The organism is Dyadobacter sp. 32, from assembly GCF_902506755.1.
Classification (GTDB): Bacteria; Bacteroidota; Bacteroidia; order Cytophagales; family Spirosomataceae; genus Dyadobacter.
On the sequence record NZ_LR735258.1, the window covers coordinates 6,173,249 to 6,187,531 of the forward strand.

Consider the following 14,283-nt stretch of genomic DNA (forward strand, 5'->3'; position numbering starts at 1 on the left):
AGCCGACAGTATTAATGAATTTTTTTCAAGTAAGGTGAACCAATTCTTTACAATACATGTATATACATTAAATGTAACAACATATAAATTTAGAACTCATGAATAATCTGATTAACGGCTTGCACCACATTACGGCTCTGGCAAGCGATGCACAAAAAAACGTAGACTTCTATGTGGGTGTTTTAGGATTGAGGATGGTGAAAAAAACAATCAATTTCGATGCACCGGATGTGTATCATTTATATTATGGTGACGAAACAGGTTCTCCGGGCTCCATCCTGACATTTTTTCCATACGCGGGTCTCACGCGCGGCAGGAGAGGCGGCGGGCAATTGACTTATTCGGCATTCTCTATCCCAACGGCTTCTTTGAGCTATTGGATGGATCGTTTGGTACAATTTGGCGTTCCTTATTCCGGCCCATATCAGAGATTCAATGAGACCTACCTGCGTTTTGAGGATTTTGATGGAATGGGTGTGGAGCTCGTTGCCAATAGCAACGACCTGCGTCCGGGCTGGGATAATGGTAAAATTCCTGCTGAGTATTCAATCCGGGGGTTTTATACGGCCACGCTGAATGAATTCAATATTGACCGGACCGTGTCGCTGCTTACAGATGTGATGCAGCACAAGCTGATTGCCGAAGAGCAGGATCTGTTTCGTTTCGAAGCTTTGAACGGCGGCCCTGGTGCTTACGTGGATGTGATGCGGTCGCCCAAAGATGTGAGAGCGTTGCAGGGGGCGGGATCGGTACACCACATTGCGTTTGCCACCGATTCCGACGAGAGTCAACTTGAAATTCGCGAACAATTGTGGTCCGCAGGTTATAATCCGACCGGGGTACTTGACCGGAATTATTTCCACAGTATCTATTACCGTGAACCCGGTGGTATTTTGTTCGAAATTGCCACCAATCCTCCGGGATTTGCCGTGGACGAAACCGTGGCTGAGCTGGGTTCTGCTTTGAAGCTGCCCGAATGGTACGAGCCAAGAAGAGCTAAAATCGAAGCAGAGCTACCGGTGATCTCAGCACTGGCAAAATAACCTGTGGAAAGGGGTTAGCAGTTTAAAATCGTTTTAAAGTTTGGAAGTTTGAAGGTAATCTTGGCAAGGGGGCTGAACCTCGATACCAGAAACGTTTAAACTTCCAAACAAGGCAGTTTCTATTCAATAATCAACAAAATCGAATTTTTATGCATAGCGTAGATCATATAGAAACGGCGGGCACACCGCTTAACGAAGGAAAAAGGGCCATGATCATGATCCACGGACGAGGTGCTTCTGCGCAAAGTATCCTATCTCTTTCGGCACACTTTGAGTCCGACAAGATGGCCTTCTTAGCCCCGCAGGCCACAGGTGGCTCCTGGTATCCCTATTCTTTTTTAGCACCCATGGATGACAATGAACCGGGACTTTCATCGGCCCTGGTGGTGATTGGACACCTGGTGGAGCAGTTGAAGATGGAGTATAACTTTGCTGCAAAGGACATTTATTTGTTAGGCTTCTCACAAGGTGCATGTCTGGCACTGGAATACGCGGCGAGAAACGCGAGCATATACGGAGGGATATTTGGGCTTAGTGGCGGGCTGATCGGCCCGGAGGGTACGCCGCGCGACTATCCGGGTTCGTTTTCCGAAACGCCTGTTTTGCTTGGGTGCAGCGACGTGGATCCCCACATCCCCAGAGAAAGGGTTGTAAAAAGCGGTGAAGTGTTCAAAGGCATGGGGGCGGATGTAACCGTGCAGTTGTATAAAAATTTCGGACATAGCGTGCACCAAGACGAGATAACTTTCATCAACAAGGTGATGGCCTCCTGATACGCATTTTGATAATAACAAAAAAGACTTCCCGAAATGAAGGAAGTCTTTTTTGTTGAAAACGAGAGGCTTAACTATTTGATAGTCAATAGTCGCTCTGTGATTGGCTCAGATATCTGAATCGCTTTCGACTGTTTTTCGCCATTACTGGATATCTCGAGTTCATACTTTCCGGATTCCAATTGGTGAAGGTCTAAAATCCGACGAAATTTTTGGGTTGTTTTATTGATTGTTTCCCGGTAAACAACTTCTCCCTGCGCATTTTTGATTAACAAGAGCGTAGCTTCATTGCTGCTCAGTTTATTCACCATCACGTTTATTTTACCGTTTTTGTCAGGATGGATACCTGCCTCAAAACCTAAGGGTTTTTTTGTTTCCTTGTCTTCTGCGTTTGCAGTGAAAACTGTAGTTACCATCGCCAAAGCGCAAACGAATGTTTTAATTGAATTTTTCATGGCTATTTATATTTACTTGTGATTGTTTGTATTAAAAGAACATAACAAATATAAGGGTTATCTAAGGTACTATGTAATACAAAGTACATGAATGGTTGAGGGGCGAGTGCGAACGGTTGCGATATTGGGTGAGCACTTAAACGGTAAAAAGTTTAAGAAAATGTTATTCACTCCCAGCGTAAACCAATCTGTCTGTTCTTGCAATATAGAGAGCTTGTGGAGTCTTAATGTTTTTATATTCAGTGTATTAAGTGTTATAAACAAAAAAGCCCCCAATTAGGGAGCTCTTAAGCAAAGGTTTTAAAATTAGTTATTTCACGGAGATCACTCGCTCGGTGGTTGGTTCCGACACCACAAAGGTTTTGGTATGGATTTCACCTTTGCTGCTGATCTCAATCTGATAATTGCCTTGTTCTAATGCATCCACGTCCAGGATGCGGCCGAATTTCTGATGGTCTTTTGCAATGGTTTCGCTGTAATAAACATCACCTTTATCATTTTTGATCTTGATGGTGGTAGCGGCAACCGGCTCCGCTTTATTGATGAGCACATTGATCTTGCCCGCTTTATTGGCAAAAATCCCTACACCGAATCCGGTGGTTTTTTGATTTTCTTTGTCCTCTGCATGTGTGGAAAGAGCAGTTGCAGCAAGCGCCAATGCGCAAATGAAGGTTTTGATTGAAGTTTTCATGGCTATGTTATGATTGGGTTGTTTGGGTAATTGAACATGACAAATGTACGTGCATGGTAAGGTACTATGCATAACAAAGTACATGAATGGCGCACATTCGGTGACGAATGGAGTGAATGTCGTGTGACTGATCAAACGGTCAATAAAAAGGCCTCCGCGGAGTTCGGAGGCCTTTTTGTCATCAATGTAATTCTTTAAATCTTATTTCTTTTCCACAAAATTCATGTCTTTGGTAAATGTCTCCTCTAAAAAGTAGAGGGCTATGAGTGCCACAGCGCTGGTGCCGAGTCCGATGAACAAACCGCTTTGAATTACGCCAAAGTCGGGCTTGAACTGAACAAACAGTGCTGCGAGGGGAATGGTTGCTCCCCGTACAAAATTGGGTACGGTAGTGGCAACGGTTGCCCGGAGGTTGGTGCCAAATAATTCCGCTGCAATGGTGATAAAAAGTGTCCAATATCCGTTGCAAAAGCCCAGCAGTGCACACAGAAGGTAAAAGGAGAACAGATCCTGCATGGGTATCAGCAGGTAACCGATCATCATCGCGAGTGAAAGGAGAATAAATAGCCCGATCACCTTTTTTCGGCTTTTGAGATACTGGCTTAGTAAACCACTGCCTATGTCTCCAAATACCTGTCCGGAAAAGGCGAGCATTACTGCTTTTCCTGCATTGATTCCTTCAACCCCTTTGGCCGCACCAAACTCGGGGGAAAAGGTAATCAGGATACCCACCACAAACCAGATCGGAAGTCCGACCAGAATAGCCATCATGTATTTCGTGAAGCGTTTTCCATTGGTAAGGATCATCATGATATTCCCTTTTTCAATGGAATTGTCCTTGATTTGTTTGAACATCCCCGATTCAAATACGTTGAAACGAAGTACAAGCAACAGCAAACCCATTCCACCGCCTACAAAGTAGGATATTCGCCAGGCAAACAGATCCGCGACAAAATAAGCCAGAATTGCGCCTAACACGCCTAGCGTTGCAACCAGTGTGGTGCCGTAACCCCGAATTTCCTTGGGGAGTACTTCTGTTACCAGCGTAATGCCTGCCCCTAATTCGCCGGCAAGACCTACCCCTGCAATAAACCTGAGAATGGCATATTGATCCACGGAAGTTACAAAGCCGTTTCCAATATTGGCCAGAGAATACATGATAATGGAGCCGAACAACACGGAAAGGCGTCCTTTTTTGTCAGCAATGACGCCCCATAATACGCCCCCTATCAGCATACCGGCCATTTGGTAATTGAGTAGTCGGATTCCTTCCGTCAAAAGGTTCTCTGTCGGCACATTGAGTGCTTTCAGGCTGGGAACGCGGACCACACTGAACAAGAAAAGGTCGTACATGTCGACCAGGTAACCCAATGCCGCCACAATAACCGGCACTTGTAAAAGCTGCTTAAGTAAGGACGGACGTGATTCAGAAGTTAAGGACATGTTTAGGAATTTAGCGATGAGCCGAAAGCGATTGGCTTCTGGCCATGGGTTATCGGTGAAATAAATGATATGCTACACAACTCAGTTTTCTATTTTTTCAGACCAAGTCTGAAAGTATCTTTTTGGCAGTTTTTTGATTGAATTAGTTTCAGCTTCTATTTGGGTAAGTGCCTTTATATTTCAATATGTACAGGTACTGATGCATTTCTTAAAACTTGCGGTTTTCCTAATTTGTCAGGAACTTTTGTTCTGCAAAGACCATTTTAAAAGCCCCAAGCCCCAAGCCCCTTAAAGCCTGTCGATCAACATTCCTCCGTCCACATTGATAACCTGGCCCGTAGAGTAGGGCAGGTCACCTCTGGTGAGGGACGCCACAGCCTTGCCCACATCCTCTGGTGTACCCCATCTTGGTTGCAGCGCAATCCCGCTTTGAAAAAGGTTATCATACTTCTCCTGTACTTTGGAAGTCATGTCGGTGGAAATAATACCCGGTCTGATCTCATAAACAGGAATATTATATTCGGCCATGCGTACGGCAAACAGCAGATTAGTCATCGCAAGTCCTGCTTTTGAAACACAGTATTCGCCCCGGTTGATGGATGCTACGGTTGCAGAAATGGAAGTTACAAAAATGATCGCTGCCTCATAAGCGTGATTATTCTGCTTGGTATGAGCCATTTTTTTTGCAATAGCCTGCGTGAGGAAAAAAGGTCCCTCTAGATTGGTCTTTAAAACTTCCTGATAGTTCTCTTCGGTTGTTTCAAGAATATCCAGCCGCTCTCTGGGTGCTATACCAGCATTGTTTACCAAAATATTGATATGCCCAAAAACGTCGTAAGCCTTTTCAACAATAGCCTCCCGATCTGCGGATACGGCAATGTTACCCTGGCAGTATACCACTTCTGCTCCCAACTGCCTGAGTTCGTTAAGTGCATCTTCGGCGCCGGCTTCGTCCCGCACGCCGTTGATGGCAAGGTTAAAGCCTTCCTTTGCCAGGGCCTTTGCAATTCCAAAACCAATGCCACGACTTCCGCCTGTGATCAATGCTGTTCTTTTCATGAATTTTTTGTTGTGGCTAGTTTAGTATAAAACCGTTTGTTTGTTTGAAAGTTTAGTCGTTTGATGCAGGTTTTTTGACCGTTTCAAACTCCGGAAACTTTCAAACGTTTTTTTAAACAATTGCCGCTGTTACAATGCTTCAATATTCACCCACTGGCGTTTTTCCCAGCTTTCGATGCCTTTTTCGGCCAGCTGTACACCCCGTGCACCCGCTTTAAGATCCCAGGGGAATGGCGTATCCTTTACAATATGTTTAAGGAACAGCTCCCACTGAGCCTTGAACGCGTTGTCGAAATTTTCCTGCTCAGGCACTTTTGACCAACCCTCGAAGAACGGGATCGGTTGTGCAATATCGGGGTTCCATACAGGCTTAGGCGTATTGCCGTAATGTTGAATGTAGCAGTCGCGCAGACCGGCAACTGCAGAACCGTGTGTTCCGTCAACCTGCAGTGTCAACAGATCGTCCCTGCGTACCCGAACGGTCCATGACGAGTTGAATTGTGCGATCACATCGCCTTCCAGTTCAAAGGTCGCATAACATGCATCGTCGGCAGTACAGTTGTATGCTTTGCCGTTTTCATCAATCCGCTCTGGTATGTGTGTTGCACCAAGGCAGGAAACCGCCTTTACATTTCCAAATAAGTTGTCGAGTACGTATCTCCAGTGGCATAACATATCTACGATGATACCTCCATCGTCTTCCTTGCGGTAGTTCCAGGATGGTCTTTGCGCAGGAATACTGTGTCCTTCAAATACCCAGTAACCAAACTCCCCACGTACCGAAAGGATTTTTCCAAAGAAACCATTTTCCATCAGACGCTTCAATTTGAGCATTCCGGGTAGCCAGAGTTTATCCTGAACAACCCCGTTTTTAAGACCGGCAGAAGTTGCCAGTTCATAAAGCTCCAGCGCTTCTTCGGTGGTGGTGCCTGTTGGTTTTTCACAATATATGTGCTTTCCTGCAAGGATTGCCTTTTTTACAGCCGGTGCTCTGCGGCCCGTTACCTGTGCGTCAAAATAAATCTGATATTGCGGGTCCGCTAGAACGGAGTCCAGATCGGTGGTATATTTCTTTACGCCCGACTGTGCACATAAGGCCTGTAATTTACTCTCATTACGTCCCACCAGAATGGGGTCCGGCATGATCACTTCATCAGCCGACAGCTTCACGCCGCCTTGCTCGATGATGGCCTTTATCGAGCGCATCAAATGCTGGTTTGTGCCCATACGGCCCGTAACGCCGTTCATAATTATACCAATGGTATGTGTTTTCATAAGTATTAGCTGTTAGCTTTTAGCGATTGGCGGTTAGCTTTGCTTAGCATATCCGTCGGTTGAAAATGATTGTATTTGTTTTAAATTGAATAAGCTATAAATCTTATTTGTGTCTGAGATTGTCAGGTTGTTAAGGGCTAATCGCCAGCGGCTAAAAGCTATCAGCCACCTAAACTTTTTCCAAAAATGCAGTAGTAATCTCATTCAGAAACAAATGCTGGTCTTTGGCCCAGTGTATGTTGGAGAATATTTCTACCTCACAGAACCCGTTGAAGCCCGTTGCTTCCACCCACCCCCTGATTTTTTTCAGGTCAATACAACCTTCCCCCATCAACCCGCGGTCATTCAACAGGTCAATGGTATTTACTTTCCAGTCACAAACATGGTAAGCGAACAGATTTCCGTGCGCGCCGCAACGTGCTATTTCTTTCTCCAGATCGCCATCCCACCATAAATGATATACATCGACAGCCACACCCACATAATCTGATTTAAAGAATTCAGCCATGTCATTTGCTTGTCCCAGGGTGTTGATAGCCGAACGATCGGCTGCATACATCGGGTGTAAGGGTTCTATGGCTAGTTTTACATTCAGCTTTTCTGCCAATGGCAGTATTGCCTCAATTCCTTCACGGATTTGTTCCCTTGATTTTTCCAGCGATTGATCGGGTGAGGCACCGCAAACCAGAACAATCATGGGAGCCCCCAGAGCAGCGGCTTCCTCAAGGAGCTTTCTGTTGTGATCAATTGCCTGTGCTCTTCCTGCACTGCTCACATTTGGGAAGAAACCACCACGAACATAGGATACAATCTCAAGCCCTGCCTGGCGGATGATTTCGCCGGCATGACGAGGACCTATACCCTCCGTAGCGTTTTGCCAAACACTTATTCCTTTTACTCCTGCAGCTGCGTAGTGCTCCACGGCTTCAGGCAAACTCCACGACTTGGTGGTAATGGTGTGGATGCAGCAACGATCGAGGGTAATGCTATTCATTAATTTGTGAAATGTGAAATGTGAGATGTGAGATGAATGAAGAATGAATTACTGACACTTGGGTGAAAATGAAACCTTTTATTCTTCATTCTTAACTGTCGCCCGCGACCCCGGTTAATTCTTAAGGTCCTTCACCGCTCCGGTGTATGCATAATACGGCAAGCCTTTATTGATCCGGTGCAGGTACAATGCGACCTCGCGTGCGTGGTAATCTCCCCACATACTGGATTCGCCATTCGGGATCTTTTGTCCGTCGGCAACATGATCCCATCCGTTTGGCCGGTGATAGATAGAGTGTAGTATCAAGCCCTGATGCGTTGGGTCTGTTGACAAGTAAGGGTCTGCAAGAAGAGAATCCAGAGCGGTGAGTCCTGCCTGCCAGTATCGGCTGCCGTCTTCATTTTTGTCGTTCAGATATTTACCCAGGCGGAGTAATCCCTGGGCGCCAATCGCTGCTGCGGAGCTGTCGATCGGTTCGAAATCATTATAAGGATCCGACGTTTTTTGCGTGTAGTCGCCTAGTTTATGGATCAACGGTGCGCCGGTATCCCAGTAAGGAATGCCATCGGATGCCGTGTTTTCAATATAAAAATCACAGGTTGCCTGCGCCGCTTTCAAGTATATTCTTTCCAGCTCTTTACGTCCTCCGAAGGGTGCAAGTTCTTCATTTGAGAAAAGGGGAAGTGTTTCCAGCTGCTCCGCAAAACCGGTCATTGCCCAGGCCAGTCCGCGGGTCCAGGTGGTGAAACCAGAAAAGCCCTGTTGCGAGTTAGGACAACGGAAATTGCCGTCATTGGTATTGAATACGCTCTCATGCGCGGTTCTTCCCCATACATCGTAACTGTCGCGGCCTTCGCCATAAAAAACAGAATATTTAGCCGTGGCAAGCGCATGGAGGGTACCGCGTTCAAGTAAGCTGGTCTTGATGTCGTTTTCACCCATCAACCCAAAACCCATCAGGTGCGAAACCATCAGCGAACGAACCGAGCGGATGGTATCAACGAAAAGCGAATGTGGTCCGTTGAATGAATGAATGTAACCTTCGCCGTTTTTTGCATTCGTCCAGCGCTTAGCCTGCACCGAACCTGAGATTTTAAGTGCAATTTCGTAGAAGTTCCGCTCCCATTCGTTTTCGGAAATGCGTCCTTCGTTCATCAACCGAAGCAGATTGCCGTAGGTGCTTACATTGTTAAATCCATGGTCATGTACACCGAAGTGGCCCACGTGGGATGCCATATTATTTACAGTGTTTTTTCTGGCATTTTCTAAAAATGTAGTGTCACCGGTAGCATCAAACTGTAAAACTTCGGCGCCATACTGGAAACCCTGTGTCCATTCAGTCCAGCCCCGAAGCGTGTATTTACCGTTCACTGTAAATACAGGCGTTCCTTTCGAATTGTCGTATTCCTTTGATATCAGGTTGATTTTTTCAGCCGAAAGATCCCAAAATCGATCCAGTTTGGATTGAAGGGAAGCGGCTGTAAGGTCTTGACGAATCTGCATAGATTTAGATCAATTGTATTATTTATTGGATAATACAAAGATATATTTCCGGATAACTGCGGGCAAGGTACATTTTTGCTAATAAATGGCACTTTTCCGAACATGATCCCGATATTCATTGGGTGTCAAACCCGTCTTTTTTTTGAATATTCTTCCAAAATAGGAAGGGTCCTCGATATGGATGTGATAAGCTATCTCCTTGCTGCTCAGATTGGTGAATACCAGGAGTCGTTTTGCTTCCAATAACAACTTGTCCAGGATGTATTCCTGAGAAGATGTACTCAGGTACTTTTTCACCACCTTGCTCAGGTAATCGGGTGACACGCCAAGCTTGGTGGCATATTGTTGTACTTCGTGCATTTCTCTAAAATTCTTTTCTACCAATTCCTGAAACCGGCCAATAAGTTCTGGCACTCCGGAGGTTTGCCCTTCGTAAATTTGTGGCTCTCGTTTCCCAAGCACGGCACATTTCTGCAGAAGCAGACCCAGGTAGCTGCCCGTGAGTGACTGTTCGGTAGGCTCCATCAGATGATCAGCAGCCATGTTTTCCATGATATTGTGAAAATAATGGCAATCAGCAGCTTTGAGTGAAATAACGGGCTGTCTGTGGGCAGGCTGAAAGAACGGAAAAGTAGCGAGAGAAGGTGCCCCCGGATTATAGAACGAGTAAAAGTCTTCGGAAAAGGCAACGATGTAACCGGTCCAGGCGGTTGAAAAGTTGAGAAGATGTACCTGGCCTGGCGTCAAAAAGTGCAATCCCGCACCTTGTACCGCATAGGAATGAAAATCTATTTCATGAAAGCCTTGTCCTTCTTCTATAAACAGAATTTCATAATAGGTATGCCGGTGAGGTGCATTGGTAGGCATGGGGGTGATGGGCAAAGGTGTTGGCAAACCTTGCTGAATATCAGTGCTGTTCTTGAACCTGTATATTTTTAACGCAGGGATTTGGTCCTTCGATTTTGGAAGAGAATGAATAGGAATTGCTTCGTTCATGCCAGAAATTTAAGATTTTTTCAGACCGACGAGTCTCCTTGTCAGCCACAGAACAAGAAGAACCACAAGTACCAACGCAATGACTGGCAGAAATATGGCAAGGCTCGAAAGGCCAAATGAGGCAAAATTTTCGGCAGTGGATACAACCGGATTTCCCAGTCCTGCCGTTGTTTTGGACGACAGCAATCTCAATAATCCCGTACCAGCCTGTACAATTCCGGCTGTGCCCCCTCCTACGATAAGGCCCAATCCCCAGTGTAGCACCGGACTATCGATGTGGACGAAGGAGGTAGTGAGTAAAGTACCCGCCAATACCGCAGCAGGTGTAGCGATGGTATCCAGCAGATTGTCTATAAACGGGATGTAATATCCGCCAATTTCAGCGATGGTGGCGGATAATAATACAAAAAATGCGGGCCAGGAAGATAGCCATGCGAAGTCTTCCCCGGGTGAAACCCAGCCATTCATGGCGGCGACATTGGCAGCCAACATGGGCAGGAAGACCCGAAAACCACAGCTAGCGCTTAATCCGACCCCAAGACAAATGCTTAAAAATAATTCCATGAATTGTAGATTACGCGCCGGTAATGAAAGAAAGTTAGGTAAAAAACGTATTTCTTTGGTTTTTTTGTGATGATTTTTACGTTTTCAATGTTGAAATCACACATGCTGCCAAAGGCTTGGTACTAAACTAGGCTGAAAAATGTTGAACCACCACCAATAACGAGTCTGTGAATCAGGAAACCAAAAGCGGTCAGATATTCGATCTTCCAACGTTACGACGTTTATATACTTTCGTAAAACCCTATCGGAATCGTTTTTATCTGCTTATAGCGATAATCTTATTAAACGCCGTTCTGGCTCCGTTGACCCCTCTGCTGATTAAGTATACCATCGACAATTCCATTTCGCAGGGAAACTATTCTGAACTGGCTTTGATGCTTTTGGTGATGCTGCTGGTTCTGGTCGTACAGGGGATTGTTCAATTTTGGAATACCTACATGTCGGGGTGGCTGGGGCAGTATATTATCAGGGATATAAGGGTTCAATTGTATGAAAAGATCATCGGACTCCGTCTGAAATTTTTTGATAATACCCCCATCGGACGGCTCGTTACCCGTACTATATCCGATGTAGAAACCCTCTCTAATGTGTTTAGTGACGGTATGGCCGCTATTGCCGGTGACATTCTGCAATTGATACTGATTATCGCCGTGATGTTTTATACCGACTGGAAGCTTTCGCTGATCAGTCTGAGTATGATTCCACTGATGCTTTTTTGCACTTATGTTTTTAAGGAAAAAATTAAAGATTCTTTTAACGAAGTACGTGCGGCAGTTTCCAACCTCAATTCTTTCGTTCAGGAACATCTCACAGGTATGAGTATCGTTCAGATTTTTAGCAGCGAAAAAATAGAATATCAAAAATTTCAGGAGATCAATAAAGTACATCGGGATGCCAATATCAGGTCCATCTTGTATTACTCGGTATATTATCCGGTAGCTGATGTGATTTCGGCGGCGGGGACGGGCCTGGTGGTTTGGTATGGGGCCAAACAAATCCTGGATGCTCAAGTGACCATGGGCACGGTGACCGCTTTTGTGATCTTTATCAATTTGTTTTTTCGCCCAATCAGACAGCTCGCCGACCGGTTCAACACTTTGCAAATGGGTATAGTAAGTACGGACAGGATTTTGAAATTACTCGATAGTGATGAGTACACATCAAATGAGGGTACCTACGCACCTGAACACATTGGGGGAAAGGTGGAGTTTAAGCATGTTTGGTTTGCATACAACGATGAAGAATACGTTTTAAAAAACATCAACTTCAAGGTGGATGAGGGCAAAACCATTGCTTTTGTAGGTGCTACGGGGGCTGGTAAGTCTTCCATTATCAACCTGCTGACCCGATTTTATGATGTCAATAAAGGCAACATTTTAGTAGATGGGGTAGAGGTGCACGACTATGACCTGAATGCCCTCCGAAGACACGTTGGAGTTGTTTTGCAGGATGTGTTTCTATTTTCCGATACCATTGAGAATAACATTCGGTTGGGGGATTTTACTATCACCCATGAGAAAATCGTTGAAGCGGCAAAATTGGTGGGTGTTCATGACTTTATAGAAAGGCTGCCTGGTGGCTATACTTACAATGTAATGGAGCGGGGTGCTACGCTTTCAGTAGGCCAGCGTCAGCTCATTTCATTTGTAAGAGCCATGGTGCATGAACCCAAAATCATCGTGCTCGATGAAGCAACGTCCTCTGTGGACAGTGAGACGGAAGAGTTGATACAAAAGGCTATTGAAAAACTGATGAAAGGACGAACCGCTATCGTCATTGCGCACCGGCTCTCTACCATTCAGGAAGCGGACAAAATAATTGTGGTCGACAAGGGTGAAATTATGGAAGAGGGGAACCACGAACAACTATTGGAAAAAGGCGGGCTGTATGCTAATTTGTACCGGATGCAATACAAAGAAGTGTTGAAAATCAGCTGACTTGTGTACCGCCGTGAAGGATGTTAATTTTCAGGAAAATTCAGGTTAATATTTACTCCCTTGCTAAGCTTGAAATGGATTTAGCCTTTAAAAAACGAAAAATATGAACTTCAGATCGATACTTATTGCCGCTCTTTTATTATTCCTTGGTGTGCAGTACATGGCGTGTGCGCAATCCGGTGGTCATAAGAAATACATTGTTAACGGATATGTAGGTGGGTTTCGCGGATTGGTGAAGACTGAGCTGATTGATGCGCAGAAATTGACGCATATCAATTATGCATTTGTAAATGTGCAGGATAGCCTGGCGGTACTGACCAATCTGCAAACAGACTCAACGAATTTCAGGAAATTAAATGAGCTGAAAAAAATTAATCCAGACCTCAAAATTCTGATCTCCATCGGAGGATGGGCCTGGAGTGAGAATTTTTCTGATGCCGTTCTGACAGAAAGTTCCAGGAGGAAGTTTGCCAAATCGGGTGTTGATATCATTCGGGATTACAAGCTTGACGGGGTTGATATAGATTGGGAGTATCCGGGAATGAAAGGGGAGGAAGGGAATATTTACCGGCCCGAGGATAAAGAAAATTTTACGCTGATGTTTAAGGCATTTCGTGAGGAGCTGGATAAGTTTGGTCAGGAAACCGGGAAAAGATATTTACTTACAGCGGCCGTGGGAGGTTCCAAGTCTTTCATAGAGCATACCGATATGGGGGCTTTGGCTCCGTACATGGATTACGTGTTGATTATGACGTATGATTACGGAGGCAGAAACGGAACGGTGGGCCATCATACCAATCTCTATGCAAACAAAAGGGATAAGGAAGCATCGTCTGCGGATCGCTCGATTAAGAACTTTATCGCGGCGGGGCTGCCAGCGAATAAAATTGGAATTGGTGCAGCTTTTTATGGCAAGGGCTGGGAAGCCGAAACCACTGCCAATAATGGGTTGGGACAGAAGAGGGTCAAATCGATACAGGGTGGCGGATATTCCAAAATCAAGGATAGCCTGGTCAACCAGAATGGATATACAAAATATTACGATAAAAAAGCAAAAGCGCCTTATCTGTTTAATCCTTCCACAAAAGTGCTAATTACCTACGATGACGAAAAGTCGGTTCGGGACAAGTGTAAGTATGTAAAAAAGAATAATCTGGCGGGGATATTTTTCTGGGAGTATTTCAGTGACCCGAAAGGGTATTTGCTGGATGAGATTACAGCAACACTCAAATAACTACGGACCTGATTGAAGTATGAGATGAAGTTTTTAAAATACAACATCGGGATTATTGTAACTGCCATTTTCATGGCAGCCATGGCCTACAAGGAGTTTATGAATCCGCGTTATGGAAAAGAAAACGTTCCGAAGATCTACCTTGGTATAAGCATTCTTCTGGTAATCCTGCTTGTGAGCATTTATTTACAATACTTTCATAAAAAAAGAAATTGACCGTACACGCATTTTTCAATTGACCGTGTACGTGATTAATCCTCCTTCGACGCCACCATACGCACGAAGCGGACAGCTTACGGGCAAACGCCCATCAGTT

14 protein-coding genes are annotated in these 14,283 nt (G+C 45.1%); 5 read left to right on the plus strand and 9 right to left on the minus strand.

Annotation, left to right across the window (positions count from 1 at the left end; genetic code table 11):
* Window positions 1–98: 98 nt before the first annotated feature.
* Window positions 99–1,043, plus strand: coding sequence for a ring-cleaving dioxygenase (locus DYADSP32_RS25290; RefSeq protein WP_149240154.1), 945 nt, complete (start codon window positions 99–101; stop codon window positions 1,041–1,043).
* A 149-nt stretch (window positions 1,044–1,192) separates the two neighbouring features.
* Window positions 1,193–1,816 carry a dienelactone hydrolase family protein gene (locus DYADSP32_RS25295; RefSeq protein WP_149240153.1) on the plus strand — a complete coding sequence of 208 codons (624 nt, stop codon included), beginning with the start codon at window positions 1,193–1,195 and terminating at the stop codon, window positions 1,814–1,816.
* A 74-nt stretch (window positions 1,817–1,890) separates the two neighbouring features.
* Here the strand turns inward: DYADSP32_RS25295 and DYADSP32_RS25300 are convergent, their stop codons facing one another.
* The 9 genes from DYADSP32_RS25300 to DYADSP32_RS25340 all read right to left on the minus strand — a co-directional run bounded on the left by DYADSP32_RS25300 (window position 1,891) and on the right by DYADSP32_RS25340 (window position 10,796).
* Entirely contained in the window at window positions 1,891–2,271 is a 381-nt protein-coding gene (locus DYADSP32_RS25300; RefSeq protein ID WP_149240152.1) for a DUF3244 domain-containing protein, read from the minus strand.
* A gap of 310 nt (window positions 2,272–2,581) precedes the next feature.
* Window positions 2,582–2,962: a DUF3244 domain-containing protein gene (locus DYADSP32_RS25305; RefSeq protein ID WP_149240151.1), complete on the minus strand. Its 381-nt coding sequence runs from the start codon at window positions 2,960–2,962 to the stop codon at window positions 2,582–2,584.
* A gap of 201 nt (window positions 2,963–3,163) precedes the next feature.
* Complete coding sequence (locus tag DYADSP32_RS25310; RefSeq protein WP_149240150.1) at window positions 3,164–4,405, minus strand: MFS transporter; 1,242 nt, start codon at window positions 4,403–4,405, stop codon at window positions 3,164–3,166.
* Between the two features lie 288 nt (window positions 4,406–4,693).
* On the minus strand, window positions 4,694–5,464 hold the full coding sequence (locus DYADSP32_RS25315) for a 3-ketoacyl-ACP reductase (RefSeq protein WP_149240149.1): 771 nt from the start codon (window positions 5,462–5,464) through the stop codon (window positions 4,694–4,696).
* Between the two features lie 129 nt (window positions 5,465–5,593).
* Entirely contained in the window at window positions 5,594–6,739 is a 1,146-nt protein-coding gene (locus DYADSP32_RS25320) for a Gfo/Idh/MocA family protein (protein ID WP_149240148.1), read from the minus strand.
* A gap of 169 nt (window positions 6,740–6,908) precedes the next feature.
* Window positions 6,909–7,733 (minus strand): sugar phosphate isomerase/epimerase family protein, encoded by an 825-nt coding sequence (locus tag DYADSP32_RS25325; RefSeq protein WP_149240147.1) that lies wholly within the window; start codon window positions 7,731–7,733, stop codon window positions 6,909–6,911.
* Between the two features lie 114 nt (window positions 7,734–7,847).
* Window positions 7,848–9,236, minus strand: a complete 1,389-nt coding sequence (locus DYADSP32_RS25330; protein ID WP_149240146.1) for a glycoside hydrolase family 88 protein — start codon at window positions 9,234–9,236, stop codon at window positions 7,848–7,850.
* Between the two features lie 78 nt (window positions 9,237–9,314).
* Window positions 9,315–10,232 (minus strand): helix-turn-helix domain-containing protein, encoded by a 918-nt coding sequence (locus DYADSP32_RS25335; protein WP_414618048.1) that lies wholly within the window; start codon window positions 10,230–10,232, stop codon window positions 9,315–9,317.
* A 9-nt stretch (window positions 10,233–10,241) separates the two neighbouring features.
* The gene (locus tag DYADSP32_RS25340; RefSeq protein ID WP_149240144.1) at window positions 10,242–10,796 is read right to left on the minus strand and encodes a DUF4126 domain-containing protein; all 555 of its coding nucleotides are present in this window, start codon (window positions 10,794–10,796) and stop codon (window positions 10,242–10,244) included.
* A gap of 167 nt (window positions 10,797–10,963) precedes the next feature.
* Between DYADSP32_RS25340 and DYADSP32_RS25345 the strand changes: the two genes are divergently transcribed.
* The 3 genes from DYADSP32_RS25345 (at window position 10,964) to DYADSP32_RS25355 (ending at window position 14,183) form a co-directional block, all read left to right on the plus strand.
* Complete coding sequence (locus DYADSP32_RS25345) at window positions 10,964–12,733, plus strand: ABC transporter ATP-binding protein (RefSeq protein ID WP_149240143.1); 1,770 nt, start codon at window positions 10,964–10,966, stop codon at window positions 12,731–12,733.
* Between the two features lie 103 nt (window positions 12,734–12,836).
* Complete coding sequence (locus tag DYADSP32_RS25350) at window positions 12,837–13,967, plus strand: glycoside hydrolase family 18 protein (RefSeq protein ID WP_149240142.1); 1,131 nt, start codon at window positions 12,837–12,839, stop codon at window positions 13,965–13,967.
* A gap of 24 nt (window positions 13,968–13,991) precedes the next feature.
* Window positions 13,992–14,183, plus strand: coding sequence for a hypothetical protein (locus DYADSP32_RS25355; protein WP_149240141.1), 192 nt, complete (start codon window positions 13,992–13,994; stop codon window positions 14,181–14,183).
* Window positions 14,184–14,283: the final 100 nt, after the last annotated feature.

Bases quoted from the DNA above. Each gene is read 5' to 3' on its own strand.
- DYADSP32_RS25305 (WP_149240151.1), bottom strand. From the start codon at position 2,962: ATGAAAACTTCAATCAAAACCTTCATTTGCGCATTGGCGCTTGCTGCA.
- DYADSP32_RS25295 (WP_149240153.1), top strand. From the start codon at position 1,193: ATGCATAGCGTAGATCATATAGAAACGGCGGGCACACCGCTTAACGAA.
- DYADSP32_RS25330 (WP_149240146.1), bottom strand. From the start codon at position 9,236: ATGCAGATTCGTCAAGACCTTACAGCCGCTTCCCTTCAATCCAAACTG.
- DYADSP32_RS25335 (WP_414618048.1), bottom strand. From the start codon at position 10,232: ATGAACGAAGCAATTCCTATTCATTCTCTTCCAAAATCGAAGGACCAA.
- DYADSP32_RS25310 (WP_149240150.1), bottom strand. From the start codon at position 4,405: ATGTCCTTAACTTCTGAATCACGTCCGTCCTTACTTAAGCAGCTTTTA.
- DYADSP32_RS25290 (WP_149240154.1), top strand. From the start codon at position 99: ATGAATAATCTGATTAACGGCTTGCACCACATTACGGCTCTGGCAAGC.
- DYADSP32_RS25315 (WP_149240149.1), bottom strand. From the start codon at position 5,464: ATGAAAAGAACAGCATTGATCACAGGCGGAAGTCGTGGCATTGGTTTT.
- DYADSP32_RS25320 (WP_149240148.1), bottom strand. From the start codon at position 6,739: ATGAAAACACATACCATTGGTATAATTATGAACGGCGTTACGGGCCGT.
- DYADSP32_RS25340 (WP_149240144.1), bottom strand. From the start codon at position 10,796: ATGGAATTATTTTTAAGCATTTGTCTTGGGGTCGGATTAAGCGCTAGC.
- DYADSP32_RS25350 (WP_149240142.1), top strand. From the start codon at position 12,837: ATGAACTTCAGATCGATACTTATTGCCGCTCTTTTATTATTCCTTGGT.
- DYADSP32_RS25355 (WP_149240141.1), top strand. From the start codon at position 13,992: ATGAAGTTTTTAAAATACAACATCGGGATTATTGTAACTGCCATTTTC.
- DYADSP32_RS25300 (WP_149240152.1), bottom strand. From the start codon at position 2,271: ATGAAAAATTCAATTAAAACATTCGTTTGCGCTTTGGCGATGGTAACT.
- DYADSP32_RS25325 (WP_149240147.1), bottom strand. From the start codon at position 7,733: ATGAATAGCATTACCCTCGATCGTTGCTGCATCCACACCATTACCACC.